Annotated in this window: 15 protein-coding genes and 1 tRNA gene; 10 read left to right on the top strand and 6 right to left on the bottom strand. The window is 71.8% G+C overall.

Annotated features, from left to right (window positions below):
* Nucleotides 1–573 precede the first annotated feature (573 nt).
* Both ISP_RS35095 and ISP_RS35090 read right to left on the bottom strand, forming a co-directional pair.
* Nucleotides 574–650 (bottom strand) — tRNA-Arg (locus tag ISP_RS35095).
* A gap of 756 nt (nt 651–1,406) precedes the next feature.
* Nucleotides 1,407–1,790, bottom strand: coding sequence for a peptidase inhibitor family I36 protein (locus ISP_RS35090; RefSeq protein ID WP_013228604.1), 384 nt, complete (start codon nt 1,788–1,790; stop codon nt 1,407–1,409).
* A gap of 204 nt (nt 1,791–1,994) precedes the next feature.
* On the opposite strand from ISP_RS35090, the gene ISP_RS35085 reads away from it, so the two are divergent.
* Together ISP_RS35085 and ISP_RS35080 are read left to right on the top strand one after the other, a co-directional pair.
* On the top strand, nt 1,995–3,176 hold the full coding sequence (locus ISP_RS35085) for an MFS transporter (protein ID WP_013228603.1): 1,182 nt from the start codon (nt 1,995–1,997) through the stop codon (nt 3,174–3,176).
* 219 nt (nt 3,177–3,395) lie between these two features.
* Entirely contained in the window at nt 3,396–4,559 is a 1,164-nt protein-coding gene (locus tag ISP_RS35080; RefSeq protein WP_014467529.1) for a sensor histidine kinase, read from the top strand.
* Here ISP_RS35080 and ISP_RS35075 read toward each other — a convergent pair.
* Nucleotides 4,533–5,171, bottom strand: a complete 639-nt coding sequence (locus ISP_RS35075) for a histidine phosphatase family protein (protein ID WP_013228601.1) — start codon at nt 5,169–5,171, stop codon at nt 4,533–4,535. The two genes, ISP_RS35080 and ISP_RS35075, sit on opposite strands and share 27 nt — an antisense overlap.
* A 57-nt stretch (nt 5,172–5,228) precedes the next feature.
* On the opposite strand from ISP_RS35075, the gene ISP_RS35070 reads away from it, so the two are divergent.
* The 7 genes from ISP_RS35070 to ISP_RS35040 all read left to right on the top strand — a co-directional run bounded on the left by ISP_RS35070 (nt 5,229) and on the right by ISP_RS35040 (nt 19,188).
* Nucleotides 5,229–7,238, top strand: a complete 2,010-nt coding sequence (locus ISP_RS35070; protein WP_013228600.1) for a cytochrome c oxidase assembly protein — start codon at nt 5,229–5,231, stop codon at nt 7,236–7,238.
* 147 nt (nt 7,239–7,385) lie between these two features.
* The gene (gene ettA / locus ISP_RS35065) at nt 7,386–9,062 is read left to right on the top strand and encodes an energy-dependent translational throttle protein EttA (protein ID WP_013228599.1); all 1,677 of its coding nucleotides are present in this window, start codon (nt 7,386–7,388) and stop codon (nt 9,060–9,062) included.
* A 16-nt stretch (nt 9,063–9,078) separates the two neighbouring features.
* Nucleotides 9,079–11,955, top strand: a complete 2,877-nt coding sequence (locus tag ISP_RS35060) for a hypothetical protein (RefSeq protein ID WP_013228598.1) — start codon at nt 9,079–9,081, stop codon at nt 11,953–11,955.
* 818 nt (nt 11,956–12,773) lie between these two features.
* On the top strand, nt 12,774–17,780 hold the full coding sequence (locus ISP_RS35055) for an NAD-glutamate dehydrogenase (RefSeq protein WP_013228597.1): 5,007 nt from the start codon (nt 12,774–12,776) through the stop codon (nt 17,778–17,780).
* A complete protein-coding gene (locus ISP_RS35050) occupies nt 17,777–18,196 on the top strand; it encodes an acyl-CoA thioesterase (RefSeq protein WP_013228596.1) in 420 nt (139 codons plus the stop codon). Before ISP_RS35055 ends, ISP_RS35050 begins: the two co-directional genes overlap by 4 nt.
* Nucleotides 18,189–18,824, top strand: coding sequence for a hypothetical protein (locus ISP_RS35045; RefSeq protein ID WP_013228595.1), 636 nt, complete (start codon nt 18,189–18,191; stop codon nt 18,822–18,824). Before ISP_RS35050 ends, ISP_RS35045 begins: the two co-directional genes overlap by 8 nt.
* A gap of 115 nt (nt 18,825–18,939) precedes the next feature.
* Nucleotides 18,940–19,188 carry a hypothetical protein gene (locus tag ISP_RS35040; RefSeq protein WP_013228594.1) on the top strand — a complete coding sequence of 83 codons (249 nt, stop codon included), beginning with the start codon at nt 18,940–18,942 and terminating at the stop codon, nt 19,186–19,188.
* Between the two features lie 138 nt (nt 19,189–19,326).
* Here ISP_RS35040 and ISP_RS35035 read toward each other — a convergent pair whose 3' ends face one another.
* From ISP_RS35035 to ISP_RS35025, 3 genes are all read right to left on the bottom strand, one after another.
* Nucleotides 19,327–20,877, bottom strand: coding sequence for a glycoside hydrolase family 13 protein (locus ISP_RS35035; protein WP_013228593.1), 1,551 nt, complete (start codon nt 20,875–20,877; stop codon nt 19,327–19,329).
* Entirely contained in the window at nt 20,874–21,257 is a 384-nt protein-coding gene (locus tag ISP_RS35030; protein WP_013228592.1) for a globin, read from the bottom strand. The genes ISP_RS35035 and ISP_RS35030 overlap by 4 nt, the downstream gene beginning before the upstream one ends.
* A 109-nt stretch (nt 21,258–21,366) precedes the next feature.
* Nucleotides 21,367–22,317, bottom strand: coding sequence for a mechanosensitive ion channel family protein (locus tag ISP_RS35025; RefSeq protein WP_013228591.1), 951 nt, complete (start codon nt 22,315–22,317; stop codon nt 21,367–21,369).
* Nucleotides 22,318–22,711: 394 nt separating this feature from the next.
* Between ISP_RS35025 and ISP_RS35020 the strand changes: the two genes are divergently transcribed.
* The gene (locus ISP_RS35020; protein WP_013228590.1) at nt 22,712–23,209 is read left to right on the top strand and encodes an HNH endonuclease; all 498 of its coding nucleotides are present in this window, start codon (nt 22,712–22,714) and stop codon (nt 23,207–23,209) included.
* The last annotated feature ends 128 nt before the right edge of the window (nt 23,210–23,337 follow it).

Here is a 23,337-nt window from a genome sequence, read left to right as displayed (position 1 = left end):
TGTCCGTCGGCAAGCGGTCGGCTGCCTCTGGCTGTGGTGCTCCCGGTGTGGCGGGATGGGCGTCGCCGGGCGCTGGGGGTTGGACAGTGATCGGCAGGGCCGTCAGGTGCCGGAGCTTCGTGAGGTGTCGTTGGACGAGCCCTGCGCGCCGTGCTTCGTCCAAGGCTGCGCGCGTGACGCTGTTGGTGCGCCGGCGCCGATGCCGTCCACTGGCTTCGCTGTGGTCCATGGTGGTGTCTCCGCCTCCTTTGTCGGGGAAAGGTGTCCCTCGATCGTGTTGTTCTGCCGCTCGATCCCGGGGTGATTGCTGGGCGTGATCGTCCGATTGCGGGGAAGCGCGAACGGTGGATTTGCCTTCGGGTAACAAGGTTGTCTCGAGACGAACTCGGCCCGGAATCGTTGGGCCACCTGGCTGCTCGCGCGATGGGTCATCCGGACCCGTGGGTGCCGCGGGGGAAATGAGCCGTCACCGTCCACAGTGGGAGCGTGACGGCGCGAAAAGCGGGCTGCGATGTGGGCCCGGTCACGTGTCCCGGGTACGTCGTGTGCGACCGCGCACGACGTCTTCCCTGGTGGCGCCCCCGGCAGGACTCGAACCTGCGACCTAGAGATTAGAAGGCTCTTGCTCTATCCAGCTGAGCTACGAGGGCCCGCGCCGACGGCTGCTGCCGATCGTGCCGGTCGCCCGGCACCGGCAGCTTAGTCGTCACCAATCTCTCGATCGTTCGACACCGGCGAATCGTTTCAGTTCTCGTTCGACGTAATTCCGGAGTTCCGTGGCGGCACCGTCACGGCGGGCGATGAGCCGAGGCCATCCCGGGTTCGGCCTGTGTGGCGCCCTTGCGCGGCCCGGGCTGCGCAAAGGGCGTGGCTCGCAAGCGTGCCACGGTGGGCGGTGGGCGAGCCAGGCTCGGCTCGTGTCTTGCACGGACCGATCCCCAGGCAAGGCACCGGCGACCCCTGGGCTTCCGGGTGGCCACAGCGGGCATCGACGCCAGCCGGAGGTGCGGCTCGCATGCGTGGAGCGCTCCAGGCATGGTGTCGCCGCTGTCGGGGTGTCCACGGCGGGGGTGAGCTGAGCCCGGCCTGGGGTTCGGCTCGTGTGGCGCCTTGTCCACGGCCGGTCTGCCCGAGGACGCCGGTGCCGTGGTGACTCACGGCTGGCCACAGCGGGTGACGCGTGCCGAACTCGGCTCGTATGGTCCCTTGCCCGGACCGGTCCGGGCAAGAGCGCCGGTGACCGTGGCGCCGGGCGGCCACGGCGGGGCCCGTGGGCGCGCCCCGCCGCTGAGGCGCGCCCACGGGGTGGGGCCGCTGTCGGGGAAGCGGCCCCGGTCGGGTCCGGCCGCCGCCGCGAGCCGGCTCCCCCCTTGGAGCGGGCGGCGGACGCGGGCCCGGGTCGGTGGTCACTCCCAGATCTGGATGCCCCGGACCAGGAAGGGGGCGTCCGGCACGAACGTGCCGCCACCCGGGTAGGTGGTGAAGTCGCCTTCGGTCGAGCACTCCTCGCTCTGGTAGACCGTGACATCCCGGCTCATCAGATTCGCGAACGACGATCCCTCGAATCCCGCCGGGAGGGGAATGCATTCCCCGGGATTCGCGGTGCGTAGGTCGAATCGCTGCGCGGTGCCGCCGTAGCCGTCGTTCTGCCACAGGCAGAATTCGCCCTTCTTGCAGGCCGGATCCGGCTGCGCGGGAGCGGCTTGGGCCACTCCGGTGCTGGTCAGCAGGCCGATGGCGGCCAGGATGAGCAGGTGCGGCAGGCGGGTGCGGAAACGACGCGAAGACATGGTGGATTCCCCTTCGGATTCGCGGCCGTGCGGGCCGCGGTGGACGTGTGATTCCAGATTGACGGGTGGGTGGGGAGTTGTCAGCCCGCGATTTTGTTTCTGTGGACAGGTCGCCGGAGCCGCGGCGGTTGTCCACAGGTCCGCAAATCGGTCTTGTGGCGGGGGCGTTCCGGTGCTACATGCCATGCCAAGGAAGGGGGCGGGATGCGGGATCGGGTCGCGGTGTTCACCGTGTTCGCCCTCAACGGTCTCGCGGTCGGCTCGTGGGCGACGCGCACGCCGGCCCTGACCGCGCAGGTGCACGCCTCACCGGGCGTTTTCGGGCTCGCGCTGTTCGGGGCCAGCGTCGGCATGCTCCTGACCGCGTCGGTGTCCGGCCGGGTCGTCGAACGCGCCGGGGCCAGGGCGGCCGTGGCGGGCAGCACGCTGGTGGCCGCCGCCGCGCTGGTGCTGATCGGCTTCGCCCCGGGCGTTGCCGTGCTGGCCGCCGCGTTGTTCGTGATCGGCGGGAGCATCGGGATCCTCGATGTCGCGATGAACGTCGCCGCGGTGGCCGTCGAACGCCGGTCCCGCCGTCCGGTCCTGCCGGTGTTCCACGCCGGGTTCAGCTTCGGCGCGCTGGCCGGCTCGCTGGCCGCCGGCCTCGCCGCCGGGCACGGCTGGTCTCCCGCGCGCCACCTCGCCGTGGCGGCCGTGGTGGCGGTCGTCGTGCTGCTCTCGGTGATCCGCGCGGTCCCGGGCAGCCGGCCCGAGCCCACCGCCGAACCCGTCGTGACGCCGTGGCGCGCGGCCCCGGTCCGCCGTCCGGTGCTGTGGCTGCTCGCTGCGGTCGCGCTGTGCTCGGCCATCGCCGAAGGCGCGGCGGGGGACTGGTCCGCGCTGCTCATGACGGCCGAACGCGGCGTCGGCCCGGGCGCCGCGGCGCTGGCCTTCGCGGGGTTCCAGCTGGCCATGACGCTGACCCGGCTGGCCGGTCCGTGGGTGCAACGGCGGTTCGGGCCGACGCGCTGCCTCGTCGCGGGCGCGGCGCTGGCCGCGGCCGGGTTGCTCGCGACCGCCGTGACGCCGGTCGCCGCGGTCGGCTACGCCGGCTTCGCGCTCGCCGGCGCGGGGCTCGCCGCGTCGTTCCCGCTCACGCTCAGCCTCGCCGGGGACGCCGGGAAGCGTGCCGACGGCACCGGCGGCGAGCGCGAAATCGGCTTCGTCACGGCCATCGCCTACGCCGGGTACCTCGGTGGGCCGCCGGTCATCGGCGGCATCGCGCAAGCGGCGGGCTACGGCGTGGCGTTCCTGTTCGTCACGCTGGTGGCCGCGCTGATCCCGCCCGCGGCGGTCGCCGCCCGGCGCGCACGCCTGCGCGAAGAGGCGCGCCAGGCGGCCGGCTGAGCGACGGCGGGGCAAGCATCCCGGCGGGGAGGCGCATCACGGACTCATGAAGAAACCCGGACGTCTCTTCGATTGCCGCCCGCCGCGCACCGTTGACAGTGCCGAACCGGTCGGGGCAAGCTGGCCACGTCGTAAACTGAAATGAATACGGCGACGTTTCCATTTCAGGTCGGCTGATCAGGGTAGGGGCCTTGGTCCGGGGAGGACGTCGTGAGGGTTGTGCTACTCGGCGGAGCGGGGGCGCTCGCCGGCGGGAGCGGGCGGTGGGGCGGCCTTTCGCTCGTGCGGGACGCCGTGCCGCGGCTGGTGCTGGTACCGGTCGCATTCCGGCTGGCGCTGTTCCTGCAGGCGATCTGGTCCGCCGGGACGCCCACCGCTCCGGCGCTCTGGCTCACCGTGGCCTTCTTCGTCGTGCCCAACCTCCTCGAGGTGGCCTGGGTCTTCCGTCGCGCCACCGGCATCCGGCCGGTCCTGGCCGGCGACACCGCGTACACGCTCGTCACGAGCCTGGCCACGGCGGCGTTCGCGCCCGGCCTGCTCGCCCTGACCTGGCCGAACATCATGGGCACGGTCATGGTCTGGACCCTGCTGCGCGGCGCGCCCGCCGGGGCGGTCGCGATCGCCGGCGCGCTGCTCCTGCGCTACGGCATGGCCGCGGTCTCGGGCACGTCGGCGCCCGCGACGTGGATCCTGCTCGCCCTGGTCGCGGCGGCCGTGACGGCGCTGGCCATCGTGCTGCTCGTCGCCGGGTCGATGCGGTTCGCGCTCGGGCTGGGCGAGCAGCGCGGCCGGGCCGCCGAACGGGAACGGCACCGCCGCGACGTCCACGACACCGTCCTGCAGGTGATGGAGTCCCTCGCGCTGCCCGCGCCCGGGGACCGGCTCGACCCGCAAGGCAGCCTCGACCAGGTCCGCCGCACCGCCCGCGCGCACGCCCTGCGGCTGCGGCTGAGCCTCGACGGCGACGCGCCCGCCGAGCCCGGCGGGCTCGAACACCGCCTCGGCGCGCTGGCGGTCGAGATGACGGCCGACGGTCTCCGCGTCGACCTCGTGCTGCTCGCGAAGCCCACTGACGTCCCCGAAGCCGTCGTCAACGCTCTTCACGACGCAACCCGCGAGGCGCTCCGAAACACCTTGAAGCACGCGAGAACGGCGAAGGCCGTGGTGTGCCTCGAAGAGCGCGAAGACGTCGTCACGGTGTCCGTGCGCGATCACGGCACCGGCTTCGACCTCGGCGCGCGCCGCGCCGGGTTCGGCATCGAGAACTCGATCCACGCGCGGATGGCCGAGATCGACGGTGCTGCGCGCATCGATTCGGCGCCCGGTCACGGCACCCGCGTCGTGCTGACCGCGCCGCTAAAGCTGGGTTTCCCCGTCGGGTGAGTCCCGCCACTGGGCGAACGGGCGGTCCAGCGCCCACTTGCCGTCCTGCTCTTCGAGGACGCGGTATTCGCAGGTCGCGGGGTTGGACAGGGACTCGAACAGCTCGATGCTCCAGCCGAAGAGGCGACGGCACAGCAGCCGCAGCGTGAGCCCGTGGGAGACGATCAGGACCGTCTCCGGGTGACTTTCCTCGCGCATCCGCAGGTCCGAGAGGAACGCCGCGACGCGGTCGTCGACGTCCGCGCCCGACTCGCCGAAGGGCAGCCGGTAGAAGAAGTGCCCGAACTCGTGGCGCCGCGCCTTCTGGATCTCCTGCTCGGCCGGGTCCTGCAGGTTGCCCCAGTCCTGCTCGCGCAGCCGCGGCTCCTGGACCAGCCGTTCGCACGAGGTTTGGATGTCCAGCAGCCGCAACGTCTCCCGGGTGCGCAGGTACGGGCTGACGTACACCGCGGGCCGCGAGCCGTCGAGCAGCCGCGCGATCTCCGGCGCCACCGCGCGGGCTTCCCGCTCGCCCTTGGCGGTCAGCGGCAGCGCGTGGTCGGGGATCCGCGTGTAGGCGAGCTCGTCGACGTTGCCGAGCGACTCGGCGTGCCGCAGCAGGATCATCTTCACGCTCCTCATCCTGCCCGTCACACGGGCCTGACCGGGGCTGGGCATACCCTCAGGGGCGTGTCCGCGACGAAATCCGACGTCCCCACCCAGCGCCGGGCCAGCGTGCTGCCCCTGCTCGTGGTCGGGGTCCTGCTGGCCGCCGTGGTCGCGATCGGTTTGATCGCGCTCACCGGCGGGGCCGGCTACGCCATCGCCGGCCTGCCGGACCCGGGGCTGGTCACCAAGTACGGCATCACCGTCATGCGCGTGGTGTCCGAATCCGCGTCGGTGATCTGCGTCGGGTCGCTGCTGCTGGCCGCCTTCCTGGTGCCGCCGCAGAAGTCCGGGACGCTCGGGCCCGAGGGCTACGGCGCCCTGCGCGTGGCCGGGATCGCCGCCTGGGTGTGGTTCGCCGCGGCCCTGCTCTCGGTCGCCTTCACCGCCGCCGACACCGCCGGCAAGCCCTTCGGCGACGTCCTGGACCCGCAGACGCTGCTCGACCTCGTCGGCGCCATCGAACAGCCGAAGGCGTGGCTGTGGACGGCGCTGATCGCCGTCCTCATCGCGCTCGGCTGCCGGCTCGCGCTGTCCTGGGGCTGGACGGCGGTGCTGTTCTTCGCCGCCGTCGGCGGGCTGATCCCGGTCGCCGTCACCGGGCACTCCGCCAGCGGCGGCTCGCACGACGTCGCCACCAACAGCCTGCTGTTCCACCTGGTCGCGGCGGCGCTGTGGGTCGGCGGCCTGGTCGCCCTGCTGGCGCTGGGGTACCGGCGCGGGCGCCACCTGAGCCTGGCCGCGCAGCGGTTCTCCAAGCTGGCCCTGGTCTGCTGGATCGTGATGGCGCTCTCCGGGGCGGTCAACGCGCTGGTCCGGATCGGCCTGAACGACCTGTTCACCACCGACTACGGCCTGCTCGTCGTGGCCAAGACGGTGGCACTGCTGCTGCTCGGGGTGTTCGGCCACCAGCAGCGCGAAAAGGGCGTCGCGAACCTCGTCGACGGCAAGGGCGGCGCCCAGCTGCTGCGCCTGGCCTCGGTCGAGATCCTGATCATGTTCGTCACCATCGGCATCGCTTCCGGGCTGGCCAGGACGCCGCCGCCGGCGGACGCGATCACCCAGCCGTCCACCACCGAGCTGCTGATCGGCTACGACCTCGACGGCGCGCCGACGGTGTGGCGGCTGCTCTTCGACACCCGCTTCGACCTCGTGTACGGCACCTTCGCGCTCGTCCTCGGCGGCCTGTACCTCGCCGGGGTCCGCCGGCTGCTGCGCCGCGGCGACACCTGGCCGGTGGGCCGCACGGTCGCCTGGATCGCCGGCTGCGTGGTGCTGCTGATCGCGACGTCGTCGGGTGTCGGCCGGTACGCGCCCGCCATGTTCAGCGTGCACATGGGCAACCACATGCTGCTGTCGATGGTGGCGCCGGTGCTGTTCGTGCTCGGCGGCCCGGTGACGCTCGCGCTGCGCGCCCTGCCGGCCGCGGGCAGGGACGCCCCGCCCGGGCCGCGCGAGTGGCTCGTCGCCTTCGTGCATTCGCCGGTGTCGCGGTTCCTGACCCACCCGGTGGTCGCGCTGCTGCTGTTCGTCGGCTCGTTCTACGCGCTGTACTTCTCCGGCCTGTTCGACACCGCCCTGAACTACCACTGGGCGCACCTGGCGATGAACGGGCACTTCCTGCTCGCCGGGTACGTCTTCTACTGGCCGGTGATCGGCGTCGACCCGGCGCCGCGGCGGATCCCGTACCTCGGGCGGCTCGGCATGATGTTCGCCGCGATGCCGTTCCACGCGTTCTTCGGCGTGATCCTGATGAGCAAGCAGACCGTGATCGGCCAGGCCTTCTACAGCCAGCTGCACCTGCCGTGGGTCACCGACCTGCTCGCCGACCAGCGGCTCGGCGGCGGCATCGCCTGGGCCGCCGGCGAGGTCCCGGTGCTGCTCGTGCTGATCGCGTTGCTGGTGCAGTGGTCGCGTCAGGACGAGCGCGAGGCGAAGCGGCGTGACCGGCGCGAAGCGGCGACGGGCGACGAAGAGCTGAACGCCTACAACGCGATGCTGAAGAACCTCGCCGAGGGCAAGCGGGCCGACTGAGTCTCGACTTCTGGTTGAGCTTGAGCCGTGTCCGGATCCCGGGAAAACGGCGGTTTCGGTACTCTCGGCGTGATCTCGGGCTGACTTTCGGTAGTCCGACGGTGACCGGCGTCGAGCCGCGATCAAGCGCGCTCTACGATCGTAGGTATGGCCGAGTTCATCTACACCATGAAGAAGGTGCGCAAGACCGTCGGGGACAAGGTCATCCTCGACGACGTCAGCACCGCGTTCTACCCCGGCGCCAAGATCGGCGTGGTGGGGCCGAACGGTGCCGGTAAGTCCACCGTTCTCAAGATCATGGCGGGGATCGAGCAGGCCAGCAACGGCGAAGCGTTCCTCCAGCCCGGCGCCTCCGTCGGCATCCTCATGCAGGAGCCGGAGCTCAACGAGGAGAAGACGGTCCGGCAGAACGTCGAGGAAGGTCTCGGCGAAGTCAAGGTCAAGCTCGACCGGTACAACGAGGTCCTCAAGCTCATGGAGACCGAGTACACCGAAGAGCTGATGGAGGAGATGGGCCAGCTCCAGGAGGAGCTGGACCACGCCGACGCCTGGGAGCTCGACTCGACCGTCGAGCAGGCGATGGACGCGCTGCGCTGCCCGCCGCCGGACGAAGGCGTCTCCCACCTCTCCGGTGGTGAGCGCCGCCGGGTCGCGCTGTGCAAACTGCTGCTGTCGGCGCCCGACCTGCTGCTGCTCGACGAGCCCACCAACCACCTGGACGCCGAAAGTGTCCTGTGGCTGGAGCAGTTCCTCTCCCGCTACGCCGGCGCCGTCCTCGCCGTCACCCACGACCGGTACTTCCTGGACAACGTGGCCCAGTGGATCATGGAGATCGACCGCGGCCGCGTCGTCGGCTACGAGGGCAACTACTCGACGTACCTGGAGAAGAAGCGCGAGCGCCTCGAGGTCCAGGGCAAGAAGGACCAGAAGCTCGCGAAGCGCCTGAAGACCGAACTCGAGTGGGTGCGGTCCAACGCGAAGGCGCGGCAGACGAAGTCCCGCTCGCGCCTCGACCGCTACGAGGAGATGGCGGCCGAGGCGGACAAACACCGCAAGCTCGACTTCGAAGAGATCCAGATCCCGCCGGGCCCGCGGCTGGGCAACGTCGTGGTCGAGGTCGAGAAGCTGCGCAAGGGCTTCGACGAGCGCGTCCTCATCGACGGCCTGTCGTTCGACCTGCCGCGCAACGGCATCGTCGGCGTGATCGGCCCGAACGGCGTCGGCAAGACCACGCTGTTCAAGACCATCGTCGGGCTCGAGGAGCCGGACGGCGGCGAGGTCAAGATCGGCGAGACGGTCAAACTGTCCTATGTGGACCAGAACCGCGGCGGGATCGACCCGAAGAAGACCGTCTGGCAGGTCGTCTCCGACGAGCTGGACTACATCCACGTCGGGCAGACCGAAATGCCGTCGCGCGCGTACGTCAGCGCGTTCGGCTTCAAGGGCCCGGACCAGCAGAAGCCGGCGGGCGTGCTCTCCGGTGGTGAGCGCAACCGGCTCAACCTCGCGCTGACGCTCAAGCAGGGCGGGAACCTGATCCTGCTCGACGAGCCGACGAACGACCTGGACGTCGAGACGCTGGGCTCGCTGGAGAACGCGCTGGAGCAGTTCCCCGGCTGCGCCGTCGTGATCTCCCACGACCGGTGGTTCCTCGACCGGGTCGCGACGCACATCCTGGCCTGGGAAGGCACCGACGAGAACCCCGCGCAGTGGTTCTGGTTCGAGGGCAACTTCGAAGGGTACGAGAAGAACAAGGTGGAGCGGATGGGCGCCGAGGCTGCCCGCCCGCACCGTGTCACCCATCGCAAGCTGACCCGCGACTGAGGGGGCGGGTTTCCCCGTGGAAGCCAGCAAACAGCACCGGACGGCCCCGTTCTCGCGCTCGGAGAGCGGGCGCTCCGTCAATGCCGGGGGAACCCTCTCCGCAGTCGGACGGCTGATCGAGCGGGCGGACGCCCTGCACTTGCGGGCGCCCGAGCTCGCGCTGGTCCTCGGCGAGCGCGCGGCCGCGCTGGCCGAGGCCGCGAGTGCCGACGAGCAGTGGATCCGGGCCGAGAGCCTGGTCGTGTCCGCGCGCGTCCGGGTCGGCGATCGGCCGGGCACTGTCGGGCGCGCGGTCGCGGCCCTGCGCGCGGCCGAGCACGCGGGCTACGGCGACATCGCCGCGCGGCTGCGCATCGACCTCGCCGTCTGCGCCCGCAGCCTGGGCGTGCCGCTGACCGGCCTCGCCGCGTTGCGGCCCGTGCTCACGGATCCGGTGGTCTCGCCGGTGCACCGCGCGGCCGCGTTGTGCCACCTGGTCGGCTGCCTGGGCCAGCTCGGGCGCAAGGCGGAACTCGACCGGGTGCTCGTCGAGGCGGACAAGCTCGTCGTCGGCGACGACTCGCTGAGTGCGGACACCCAGCTGCTGGTGCGGGCGCTGCTGCGCGTCGGCACGGCCGCCCACCGGCGGCGCCACGGCGACTTGACGGCCGCGGCCGACGCCGCCCGGACCGGGCTCGGCTTTCTGGAGAAGCTCGACAACCCGGCCGACGACGGCGGCCTGGTCCGCATCCGGCTGGTACTGCTTCTGGTCAGCACCCTGCTCGACCGCGGCGACGCCGAAATGGCGTACGAAATCGCGGAGCCGGTGCTGGCCGAGCCGGTGCGGGCGGCGGGCGTCGCACCGATGGGCTGGCTGCGGCTGGCCGTCGCGACGCGCGTCCATTTGCCCGCGGGCGCCGGTGAAGCGGCGATCGAGCTGGTCCGCGAAGCCGTGGCGAGCACGGACCGGCACGGGCTGTCGGCGATCACCGCGCGGTTGTGGCTGGAGCTGGCGCAGCTGCAGGAGCGGTTCGGGCAGGCGGAGGAGGCCATCGCGTGCCTGTACCGCTCGCGGGCGGCGGAGCAGCTACACGCCCGGGCCCGGCGGCAGGCGTGCGGCGTGCTGGCCGGCGAGTTCGGCACGGGGCAGCCGGCCTCGGTGGATCTGGACGAGGTGCTGAAGGCGGTGCCGTCGCGGCCGGTCCCGGTCGTCGCGGCCGAGCCGGTTCCCGAGCCTGAGCCTGAGCCGCGGACGCCGGCGTGGTCGTTCGGGCGGCCGCGGGCGACCGCTGATGTGGCCGAGACGACGTTGATGCCGGCGGTGCGGGACGAGCCTGCGCCGCAGCCGGGGTCTCGGATGCGCCCGGAGCCGATCGAGGTGCGGGCGCCGGAAGGCCGGTCTGGGCTTGGTGCGCCGCTCGCCTCCCGGCCTGGGCGAGGAGCGGAGCAGCCTGAGTCCGGCGAGGCGCGGCCGGTGTTTCGGCCGGGGGCCGTCGAGACGCGGTCGGCGCGGGGACCTGAGCTTGCCGAGCCGCGGTCTGCGGGGCGTGGGGCTGGGCTGGGGCCGGAGTATCGGCCGGAGTCTGGTGAGTCGGCTGGGCGGGGGCCGGGGTACCGGCCGGAGGTAGGTGAGTCTGCGGGGCGTGGAGCTGCGCGGGGGCCGGAGTCTGGTGAGTCGGCCGGGCGTGGCGCTGGACAGAGGCCGGAGTATCGGCCGGAGCTTGCCGAGCCGCGGTCAGCTGAGCGTGGCGTTGGGCCGGAGTCGGAGCACCGGCGGGAGTTCGGTGAGTCCGCGGGGCGTGGAGCTGCGCCGGAGCTTGGTGGGTCGGCGGAGCGTGAAGCCGGGCTGGGGTCGGAGCACCGGCCGGAGCCGGTCGAGTCGGCTGGGCGTAGGCGGCGGCCCGAGCCTGTTGAGCCGCCGTTGGCGGAGCGTGGGCGGGAACCGGACTTCGGGTCGGAACCTCGCGGGCAGCGGCCGGAGGTTCGGCTGGAGCCTGGTGCGGAGTACCGGGCTGAGCTAGGCGCGCGGCCGGCGGAGCCTGGCGTGGTGCGGGGGGCTGAGCCGGTGGAGCGTGGGCCGGAGGTGCGGTCGGAGCCTGTTGAGCCGCGGCCGGCTGAGCGGGACCGGGAGCCGGACTTCCGGTCGGAGCCGGTCGAGGTGCGGTCCGCAACGGAGGCCGTCGAGACGTCACCCGAGGCGGCGCCCGCCGAACCCGGCAAGACCAAGTTCTCCTGGGCCGCGCTGGCCGAAGCACGGCTGCGGGAGACCGCGGCCGAACGGGAATCGGCGCCCACGCGGATCACGCCGGCGTTGCCGCTCGCGCCCGAGCCCGCCGCCGAGCGGGAGCCGTGGGCGTCGGAGGGGCGGCGGCCGGAGCCGCAGCCGTCGACGCGCCACGATTCCGAGCACGGCTCGGAGGCCGCACGTTCGGTGCTGGACCGCCTGGGCATCTCGGCCTCCGGGGGCGCTGGGGGCCGTCGCCGGGCGGAGGACGCCGACCGGCCACGCGCCGAGGAACCGGCGCGTCCGGAGCCGGAGCTCGCCCCGCCGCCGCGGCCGGAAGACGAACCGCCGTCGGTGCCGGACTACCGCGACGAAGTCGAGCCGTGGTTGCCGCGGCTGCGGATGCCACCGTCGCTGGAACCGATGGAGGACTTCGGTCATTGGACCCCGGCGACGGCCCCGTTCCCGGAGAGCTACGCCCGCGCGATCGCGGAGGACGAGCCCCCACCGGACGCCGGCCTCGCCGACCTGCTCGCCCGCGCCCTGGCCGAGCACCAGGCGGGCACGGCCAGCGCGGCGGCGCTGGTCAAGCAGCTCGACTCCCAGAACGCCGGCCGCCGCAACGGCCACGGTCGCAACGGCCACGGCGCCGAGGTGCCGGACTCCCGCGGCCACACCTCACGCGACTGAACCGACACATCCGGCCGCGCCGCTGGACGACACCGCCGAGCCTCGGGCGGCCGGCTCGCGAGGCTCGACGCCCTCGGCCGCGCCGCTGGACTACATCGCCGTGCTCGACTGGACCGGGGCCTCGGGCGGCTGGCTCGCGGAGCTGGGTGGGCTCGGCCGCGCTGCTGGACGACACTGTCGTGCTCGACTGGACCCCGGCTCGAGCGGCCAGCTCACGAAGCTCGGCGGAACGGCCGTGAGCCCGCGGCCTGAGCCGTTTGACGCAGCCCCCGATTTCACGCTACCGGCAGGCACCGACACTTTGCCGCAGCCTATGAGGCCGAAGCCTGACCCGCGCGGGGGCGCCCCCCGTTTTCCACGCTACCGGAGACCACCGACAGTTTTGCCGCGGTCCGCGACGGAGGGACCCACCGCAGCGCCGAGTTCACCCCGGCCGGGGTCCCGTCGGTGAGACACCCCCATTCGTCGCCGACCTGCCCGGGCGCGGACGCAGTGGGATCCGTCGCACCCCGGCGTCGCCGACCGGCCGACAGCGTTCGCCGAACGGCAGCGGCGCCGATCAACTGAACCGATCACGTTGGCCCCACGTCGGGTAACGTCCGGCGAGCGCGGCTGGTCAGCGCTGCGCAGGAGCGCCGAAGACAACCCGTCAGTAGCTTGACCGATCACGGGAATCCCAAGCCCCGGAAGGGTTTTTGCGGCTCCGGGAACCCCCGGGTCTTCATGTGATCCGGGATCGCGGCGCATTAGTGTGGGGTGGCCGGCTCAACGCCGAACCGGCACGGTGCCACCTCACGCAAACTGGAGAGTTGCCTCAAATGAGCTCGACCGGAGTCTCGTCCCTACCCGGAACCGGAGCCGACGCCGAACCCGAATTCGGCCGGCGCTCCCCGGCCAGCCCGGAGCAGATCAGGGACGACCTGATCGACGCCGCCGCCGGGCTGGCGCCGGAGATCGGTGAGCTCGTCCGGCTCTACTACCGGCACCTCCCGCCCGAAGAGATCGTCGGCGACGAGCCGGTCAACCTGGTCGGCGCCGTGCGGTCGCACCTGCAGCTGGCCAAGCACCGGATGCCCGGCCGCCCGGCCGTGCGGCTGCTGAACCCGACCGTCGCCGAAGACGGGTGGGCGCGGGAAGCCACCGTGGTGCAGGTCGTCACCGATGACATGCCCTACCTGGTCGACTCGATCGCCGCGGAGTTCGCCCGGGACGGCGTCCAGGTGCAGCGGATCGTTCACCCGATCGTGGTGGTCACCCGGGACCTCACCGGTGAGCTGCAGGAGGTCCACCCCGAAGCGGACCCGGCCGAGCCGCCCGCGAACTCGGCCGCCGAGTCGTGGATGTACATCGAGATCGACTTCGTCACCGATCGCAACCGGGCCCGCGAGCTCGACAACCGGCTCTCCAGCGTGCTGGGCGACGTCCGCGAGGTCGTCGAGGACGCCGAGAAGATGGGCCAGACGGCCTGCCAGCTGGCGAGCGAGCTGGAGACGGCCCCACCGCAGCTGCCCGCGGACGAGGTCGCCGAGGGCGCCCGCCTGCTGCGCTGGCTGGCCGACGGCCACTTCACCTTCCTCGGCTACCGCCGCTACGAGCTGATCGAGAACCCGGCTTCCGATGAGCACGCCGCGCCGGCCCTGCGCGCGGTCCTGGCCTCGGGCCTGGGCGTGCTGCGCCAGGACAGCCTGGCCGCCCGCGGCCTGACCGCCGGCCCGGACACCGCCGCCACCGCCCTAGCGCCCACGTTGCTGGTGCTGACCCAGGCGAGCGCGCCCTCGACCGTGCACCGGCCGGTCTACCCGTACTACGTCGGCGTGAAGACCTTCGACGCCGAGGGCACCGTCACCGGCGAGCACCGCTTCCTCGGCATGTTCACCACCACCGCGCTGCACGAGAACGTCCTCGACATCCCCGTCGTCGGCAAGCGGGTCCGCGAGGTCATCCACCGCGCCGGCTTCCCGATCGAGTCGTTCTCCGGCCAGCGGATGCTCGAGATCCTGCAGAACTGGCCGCGCGCCGACCTGTTCTCCGCCGACAGCGACTCGCTGTACTCGACGACGACCGGCGCGATCACCCTCTCCGATCGCCGCCGGCTGCGGCTGTTCCTGCGCCGCGACCCGTACGGCCGCTTCTACTCCTGCCTCGTCTACCTCCCGCGCGACCGCTACACGACGCGCTCGCGGCTGGCGATGCAGGAAGTCCTGCTCGAAGAGCTCGAAGGCACCCAGCTCGAGTACAGCGCGCGGATCGGCGAGACCGTCCTGGCGCAGGTGCACTTCGTCGTGCACACCGACCCGGCGCGCCGGCTCGAGCCGGACACGCTCAAGATCCAGGACCGGCTGAACGACGCCGTGCGCACCTGGGACGACCGGATGGTCGAGGCGGTGCTGGACGAACGCCGTGAGCGCGCCGATGGCGGGGTCGCGGTCGGGATCGTCGGCGAGGAATCGGCCACCGAGCAGGGCCAGCGCTTCGCGATGGTCTTCCCCGAGGGCTACAAGGAGGACTTCACCGCCGAAGAGGCGCTGGCCGACCTCCGCTCACTCGACTCGCTCACCGACGAAGGCGACCTGGCGCTGTCGTTCTACCAGCCCGCCGACGCCGGGCCGGGCGAACGGCGCTTCAAGCTCTACCTGCGCGGTGAGGGCGTGACGCTCTCGAAGGTGCTCCCGGTGCTGCAGGCCATGGGCGTCGAGGTGGTTGACGAGCGGCCGTACGAGCTGCATCGCGAGGACGGCGGCGCGTGCTGGATCTACGACTTCGGCCTGCACGTCGACCAGAAGATGCTCGACGAGTCCGACGGCGAAGCCGTCGCCGAGCTGCGCGGCCGCTTCCAGGACGCCTTCGAGGCCGCCTGGCGGGGTGACGCCGAGGTCGACGGCCTCAACGGCCTCGTCCTGCGCGCCGGGCTCACCTGGCGCCAGGCCGCCGTGCTGCGCGCGTACTCGCGGTACCTGCGCCAGGTCGGCAGCGCGTTCTCCCAGGACTACATCCAGAACACGCTGCTGAACCACACCCAGGTCGCGACCAAGCTCCTGCGGCTGTTCGAGGCCCGGTTCGACCCGCAGCTGTCCGACGCCGACCGCGAGGCCGCGACCGACGCGCTGACGAGCGAGCTCAACGCGATGATCGACGAGGTCACCAGCCTCGACGAGGACCGGATCCTGCGGCGCCTGATGGCCGTCATCCGGGCCACCCTGCGGACGAATTACCACGTCACCGGCGCCGACGGGAAGACGCGGCCGTACCTGGCCATCAAGCTCGACCCGGCCGGCGTGCCCGACCTGCCCGAGCCGCGGCCGAAGTTCGAGATCTTCGTGTACTCGCCGCGCGTCGAGGGCGTGCACCTGCGTTTCGGCGAGGTCGCGCGCGGTGGCCTGCGCTGGTCGGACCGGCGCGAGGACTTCCGCACCGAGATCCTCGGCCTGGTCAAGGCGCAGGCGGTGAAGAACGCGGTGATCGTGCCCGTGGGCGCGAAGGGCGGCTTCGTCGTCAAGCGGCCGCCGGCCCCGAGCGGCGACGCGAGCATCGACCGCGACGCCCAGCTCACCGAGGGCATCGCCTGCTACCGCATGTTCATCTCCGGCCTGCTCGACCTGACCGACAACCGGATCGAGGGCAAGACCGTGCCCGCCCCGGGGGTCGTCCGGCACGACGCCGACGACTCCTACCTGGTCGTCGCCGCCGACAAGGGCACCGCGAAGTTCTCCGACATCGCCAACGAGGTCTCCGCGCAGTACGGCTTCTGGCTCGGCGACGCCTTCGCCTCCGGCGGCTCGGTCGGCTACGACCACAAGGCCATGGGCATCACGGCGAAGGGCGCTTGGGAGAGCGTCAAGCGGCACTTCCGCGAGCTGGGCAAAAACACCCAGACCGAGGACTTCACCGTGGTCGGCATCGGCGACATGATGGGGGACGTCTTCGGCAACGGCATGCTGCTGTCCGAGCACATCCGCCTGGTCGCGGCGTTCAACCACATGCACGTCTTCCTCGACCCGGATCCGGACGCGGCAGCGTCGTACGCCGAGCGCCGCCGGCTGTTCGACCTGCCGCGCAGCTCGTGGGACGACTACGACCGTTCGCTGATCAGCGAAGGCGGCGGGATCTACCCGCGCACGGCGAAGTCGATCCCGATCAGCCCGCAGGTCCGCGTGGCCCTCGGGCTCGAGGAGGGCGTCACCGCGCTGGCGCCGATGGACCTGATCCAGGCGATCCTGCTGGCCCCGGTCGAGCTGCTGTGGAACGGCGGCATCGGCACCTACGTCAAGGCGGAGACCGAAAGCCACCAGGCAGCCGGTGACAAGGCCAACGACGCCATCCGCGTCGACGGCCACCAGCTGCGCGTCAAGGTGTTCGGCGAAGGCGGCAACCTCGGCCTCACGCAGCTCGGCCGGATCGAGTTCGCCCGCCGCGGCGGCCCGGGCGGCGCCGGCGGCAAGATCAACACCGACGCACTCGACAACTCGGCCGGGGTCGACTGCTCCGACCACGAGGTCAACATCAAGATCCTGCTCGACCACCTCGTCCAGACCGGCAAGCTGGAGCGCGAACAGCGCAACGAGCTGCTGGAGGAGATGACCGACGAGGTCGGCGCGCTGGTCCTCAAGGACAACTACCGGCAGAACGCCGTGCTCGGCGTCAGCCGGGCGCACGCCGCGCCGATGCTGTCGGTGCACGCGCGCCAGGTGCAGGCGCTGGTGTCGGCGGGCGCGTTCGACCGCAAGCTCGAGGCACTGCCGAGCAACTCGGAGTTCCGCGAGCTGGAGAAGGCGGGCAAGGGCCTCACCTCGCCGGAGCTGGCGACCCTGCTCGCGCACGTCAAGCTGGAGCTGAAGGACGAGCTGCTGGCCAGCGACCTGCCCGACTCGAAGGTGTTCGCGGCCCGGCTGCCCGAGTACTTCCCGAAGCCGTTGCGCGAGCGGTTCGGCTCCGCGATCGGCGAACACCCGCTGCGCCGCCAGATCATCACCACGCTGATCGCCAACGAAGTGGTCGACGGCGGTGGCATCTCGTTCGTCTACCGGCTGATGGAGGAGATGAACGCGACGGCGACGGACGCGGTGCGCGCGTACGCCGTGGTGACGCAGGTGTTCGACCTGCCCGCGCTGTGGCAGGAGATCGACGCGCTCGACAACGTCGTGCACACCGACGTCGCCGACGAGATGGTGCTGGAGACGCGGCGGCTGCTCGACCGGGCCGCGCGCTGGTTCCTCACCAACCGGCCGCAGCCGCTGGCCCCGCTCTCGGAGATCAAGCGCTTCGGCCGCGTGCTGGGCAAGCTGGTGCCGAAGATCGGCGACCTGCTGCGCGGCCGCGAGGCCGAGTCGGTGGAAAAGCACGTGAACGAGCTGATCGCCGCGAACGTGCCGGAGGGGCTGGCCCGCCGGGTTTCGCTGCTGCTGCACACCTACGGCCTGCTCGACGTCACCGAGGTGGCCGAGCTCGCCGAGCAGCAGATCGGCGTGGACGCCACGCACAGCCCGGCCGAGACGGCGGAGCTGTACTACGCGCTCTCGGCGCACCTGGACATCGACCAGATGCTCACCGAGATCAGCAAGCTCGAACGCGGCAACCGCTGGCACGCGCTCGCCCGGCTTTCGCTGCGCGACGACGTCTACAGCTCGCTGCGCGCGATCACGCTGGATGCGTTGCGGCACAGCGATCCCGGCTCGTCCGGGGACGCCAAGATCGCGCAGTGGGAGAAGACGAACGCGTCCCGGCTGCAGCGGGCGCGCGTCGCGCTCGACGAGATCACCAAGTCCGGCCGGCTCGACCTGGCGACGCTTTCGGTGGCGGCCCGCCAGATCCGGAGCACAGTACGGTGACCTACGTTGCGCACGTCCGCCCGCGCTGGACGGACATGGACGTCTACGGCCACATCAACCACGCGAAGATGGTGACGCTGCTCGAAGAGGCGCGGATCCCGCTGCTGTTCGAAAAGGCCGTCGAGGCCGGGCTCGAGCAGCTGCCGAAGGGCATCGTCGTGGTGCGGCTGGAAGTGGCCTACAAGGCGCCGATCGTGGTGTCCGGGCAGCAGCTGCGGATCGACATCGACCTGACCGAGCTGCGCGCGGCGAGCTTCGCGCTGGCCTACCGCGTCCGCGGCGGGCCGTCCGCGGACGACCCGGTGGCGGTCACGGCCGAGACCGTGCTGGCGCCGTACGACACGGTCGCGCTGCGGCCGCGTAGGCTCACCCCGGCCGAGTCGGAGTTTCTGAAGCAGGGGTTCGCGGATGCCTGAGTTGTTCGTGCCGGACGCGGCCGACCGGGAGACCCTCGGGGCGTTCGTCGCCCGCGCGGTCCGGCTGGACGGCCAGACGGCGGTCCGGCTGCGGCAGCGCGGCGACGGCGTGGTCGAGGCCTGGACGGCGACGCCGTTCGAGTGCCTGGCCACCCGCGCGGTGGCCGGTGACGTCACCCCCGGCGACGTCACGGTGTCCGGCAACGAGCTGCTCGCGGCGCTGACCGTGGCGGGCGGCCCCCGGATGGACCCGGGCCCGGCCCGTGACCTGCTGTGGCACGGCGAGCTGCCACCGTCGGGCCGCTGGCCGCTGATCGACGAGCTCCCGGCGCGGGTGGTGTCCGAGCTGGCGGACCGCGGCGTGACCCTGGCCAGGGACAACGCCGGCCCGCACGGCACGCCGCCGGCGTCCCTGATGGACCAGGCGGTCCTGACCGTGAGCGGCGGTTCGGTCGAGGTCAAGGTGCAGATGCGCTGCCTGTTCGCGATGTCCGGCATGGGTTTCGTGGATTCGGACGTGGACGGGGACGTCGTCCGCGTGTCGGCGACGGACTCGTGGCTGCGCCTGGACGCGCGTTATGGCGCGATCGTGCGGCGCCGGCACGCCCTGCTGCCGCTGCTGTTCTGACGGAGTTCTTACAACGGCCACCGTTCCTCCCGGGGCGGTGGCACGCTGGAGGCATGGCTGTGACATCCGGGGCTTCGCCCGGGCCGGGGGCTCCGCCACCCGGACCCCCGAAACGATGAAGGACGAAGATCCGACGGCGGACTTCCTCGACGCGGTGCGCGCCGACGAGGAAACGCCGTGGCGGCGCGACCGTCCGGCGGGCGAGCGGGCGCCGGAGCGCGCCGAAAGACCTGAGAGGTGGGGCCGCACGCGTGCGGCGGGCCGGGCGGCTGCCCAGGCGGCGCCCTACCTCCAGGCCGCGGCCCTGGTGGCGTGGCTGGCCAGTGGCGCCTTCGACGACGGTTCGGGCAACCAGTCCGGCTGAAATCCCGAGCCGGGCACGGCCCGCCCTCCCTGGGGGCTGCCCCCGCTTCCAGCGTATCGGCGGCTACCGACGAAAGAGCGGCCCGAAGAGGCGTTCAGCCGAAGTTGTCCACATCCGGCGTGGGTTGTGGAAGCGGCCTCAAACCAGCCAGACGGCCGAATCCGCGGGCAGCTTGCCGGCCACCAGCGGGCTGCTCGACAGCAGCACCTCACCCGGTGGCAACGCGATCGGCGAGGCCGAGGTGTTCAGCGCGCACACCAGCCCACCCCCGCGCCGCCGGAAGGCGAAACACCCGGCCGGCGCGCCGTACCACTCCAGCTCGTCACCGCCGAACGCCGGATGCGTCTTGCGGAGCTCGATCGCCTGGCGGTACAGCGAAAGCGTCGAGTCCGCGTCCTCGATCTGCTTCTCCACCGTCAGCCCGGCCCACTCGGCCGGCATCGGCAGCCACGTGCGCGGGTTGCGCGAGAACCCGAACGGCGGCAGGTCGCCCTCCCACGGCAGCGGCACCCGCGAAACGTCCCGCCCGAACTCGGCCCCGCTGGTCTTCGCGCGCGGGTCGGCCATGTCCGAAAGGGACAGCTCGACGTTCGCCAGCCCCAGCTCTTCGCCGTTGTACAGGTACACCGCGCCCGGCAGCGCCAGCTCCACCAGCGCCATCGCCCGCGCTCGCCGGACGCCCGCCGCACCGCCGCCGTAGCGGCTGACCTGCCGCCAGACGTCGTGGTTGCCCAGCGTCCAGGTCGCCGGGGCGCCCGTGCGGGCCGGGACCGTCAGGGAGCGCTCGATGGCCGTGCGCATGGCGTCGGCGTCGAAGTGGGTCAGCACCAGCCGGAAGTTGAACGCCAGGTGCAGCTCGTCGGGCCGCAGGTAGCGCGACAGGCGTTCCTCGTCGGTCACCCAGATCTCGCCGACCGCCATCGCGTCCGGGAATTCGTCGAGCACCTTGCGGATCATCTGGTGGATCTCGTGGACGCCGTCGTGGTCCCAGCGCGGGTCGTAGTAGTGGCTCGGCCCCTGCCCGCCGGCGCGCGGGTCCATGTCCGGCAGGCCGGGCGGCTTGGCCATGCCGTGCGCGACGTCGATGCGGAAGCCGTCGACGCCGCGTTCGAGCCAGAACCGCAGGGTGCGCTCGAGGTCGGCGGCGACCTCCGGGTTGGCCCAGTTCAGGTCCGGCTGCTGCGGCGCGAACAGGTGCAGGTACCACTGCCCGTCCGGCACCCGGGTCCAGGCCGGGCCGCCGAACGCGCTGACCCAGTTGTTCGGCGGGTCCTCGCCCTTCGGCCCGACGCCGTCGCGGAAGATGTAGCGGTCACGCTCCGGGCTGCCCGGCGCGGCGGCCATCGCCGACTTGAACCAGGCGTGCTGGTTGCTGGTGTGGTTGGGGACCACGTCGACGGTGACCTTGATGTTCCGCTTGTGCGCCTCGGTGAGCAGCACGTCGAAGTCGCCGAGGGTGCCGAACATCGGGTCGACGTCCCGCGGGTCGGCGATGTCGTAGCCGTGGTCGGCCATGGGGGAGCGGTAGAACGGCGTCAGCCACAGCGCGTCGACGCCCAGCAGCTCCAGGTAACCGAGCCGGGAGTGGATGCCTTCCAGGTCCCCGACGCCGTCGCCGTCCGAGTCGGCGAACGAGCGAACGTAGACCTGGTAGAAGACGGCATCGCGCCACCAGGCTTCCTGGGTCATACGAAGCTGTTCATCATGCTGTGCGCGGCCATCTCCAGGTAGGCCCAGAGCTGGCCGCGGTACGGCTCTGCCAGGTTCTCCTCGTCGACGGCGATCCGGATGCACCGCAGCCAGGCGTCCCGCTCCAGCGGCCCGATCTTGAACGGCGCGTGCCGCATCCGCAGCCGCGGGTGCCCGCGCTGGTCGGAATAGGTGTGCGGGCCGCCCCAGTACTGGATGAGGAACAGCCGGAACCGCTCTTCGGCGGGTCCGAGGTCCTCTTCGGGGTAGAGGGGGCGGAGGATCTCGTCGCGCGCGACCTCCTCGTAGAACCGCCCGACGATCCGGCGGAACGTCGGTTCGCCGCCGACCGCTTCGTAGAGGTTCGCCGGTTCGCTCACTGCAGACACGCCTTCCATTTTGCCCTTGGGGTGCGGGTTCCCGACGCCCGGTCCGCTCAATACCGGTTCGTCGCGAACCCGCTCCCCAGCGTAACGGCGCTCGGGGCCGCTACTTCCCGGCTGTCGGGGCCGCCGGCGGGAACAACCGGCCGAGGGGCGGGTCGAAACCGGCCTCCTCCAGGGCCGCCAGCAGCTGGGCGCGCAACGCCCGCTGCACCGCCCACTGCTTGCCCGGCCGGACCTTCACCGTCAGGCGCAACTGGAGGCCTTCCGGTGTGACGCTTTCCACACCCAGCATCTCCGGCGGCTCGAGGATGTTGTCCTTCAGCGCGTCGCTCTCGGTGGCCGTGGAGGCCGCGGCCGCGAGCACGGTCGCCGCGCGCTCGACGTCGGCGGTGTAGCCGAGGGGGACGTCGACGAGCGCCACCGCGAAGCCCTGGCTCGAGTTGCCGACGCGCAGCACTTCGCCGTTGCGGACGTACCAGACCGTGCCCTTGACGTCACGCAGCGTCGTGATCCGGAGGCCGACGGACTCGACCGTGCCGGACGCCTCGCCGACGTCCACGACGTCGCCGACGCCGTACTGGTCCTCGACCATCATGAAGATCCCGGACAGGAAGTCCTTGACCAGGTTCTGCGCGCCGAACCCGATCGCGACGCCGATGATGCCCGCCGACGCGATGATCGGGCCGAGGTCGATGCCGAGCTCGCCCAGCACGAGGATGAACGCCAGGCCGTAGACCAGGAACGTCGCCATCGACTTCAGCACCGAGCCGATGGTCATCGCGCGCTGGCGACGCCGTTCGATGACGGCCGAGCCGAGCACCTCCGGGGCGCGCTCGCGCAGGGGACGCAGCATCGACGGGAGCTTGCCGCCCGTCTTCGGCAGGGTCGTGACGCGGTTGATCAGCCTTCTCAGGATCAGGCGCACCAGGAACGCGATCACGATGATCATCAGGATCTTGACCGGCTTGGTGATCAGCCAGTTCGCCGAGCCCGCCAGCCACAGGTTGTTCGTGACGTCATACACCGTGTAACAGAACGTGCTGGGGTCCTTCACACAAGGCGGATCGGCGGAGGGAAGCAGGGAGAGCACGGCGGTTCGTTCATCCTTCCGATCGGGTCGGCCGCCCCAACGCCGAGTGGATGTTGGGTCGCGCGGATGTGACACGTCTTGTAACACACGTGCGCTGGGGGCCTGTTCTGTGGTCGACTATGCCTACGCCCCTGGAGGTGGTCGAGTGCCAGACCGACAACCCAGCCCCCGCGGCGTCTCCGGCCAAGCCACGGCCGACGAGACGCCAGAGGTGGTTCTGCGTGCCTATCCGGGGGGTTCCGCATCCGGCGGAACCGTTCCGGCCGGGCCGGGGACCCGCCCAGGGGGAGTTACCCGCCCGCCCGGACAGCGTAGTAGAGGCCGGGATCCGGCTGCTCCGGCCTGGGGCCGGCGCCGGGTGCTCCTGCTCAACGCCACGTTCGAGCCGCTGACCGCGTTGCCGCTGCGGCGCGCGGTCGTGCTCGTGATGTGCGGCAAGGCCGAAGTGGTCCACGGTGATCCCGGCGGGATCGAGCTGCATTCGGCGAAGGTTTCGCTGCCGGTGCCCTCGGTGATCCGCCTCAGCACGTACGTGCGCGTGCCGTATCGCGCGCAGGTACCGCTGACCCGAGCCGGGCTCATGCACCGCGACCGGTACCGCTGCGCCTACTGCGGAGGGCGGGCCGAGACGATCGACCACGTCATCCCGCGCAGCCGGGGCGGCCCCCACAGCTGGACAAACTGCGTCGCCTGCTGCGCCAAGTGCAACCACCGCAAGGCGGACCGGCTGCTCTCGGAGATCGGCTGGCGGCTGCGCATCGTCCCGCGGGCGCCCCACGGCCCGCACTGGCGGCTGCTCGCGCACTCCAAGGAGGCCGACCCGCTCTGGCGGCCGTATCTCGGCTCCGCCGCTTAGACCTCCAGGCGAGCGGAGCCCGGACCAGCCGGGCCGGATGACACGGCCCGGGCAACACGGGCCCGGACAAGCCGGCGCCCCGGCTGCCTTGCGGCGGCCGGGGCGAGCCGGGTGCTTGCGCGAGGTGC

The sequence above is a fragment of the Amycolatopsis mediterranei genome, assembly GCF_026017845.1.
Classification (GTDB): Bacteria; Actinomycetota; Actinomycetes; order Mycobacteriales; family Pseudonocardiaceae; genus Amycolatopsis; species Amycolatopsis mediterranei.
Note: the sequence above shows the minus strand (reverse complement) of the source record. Positions and strands in the feature narration are given on the sequence as shown.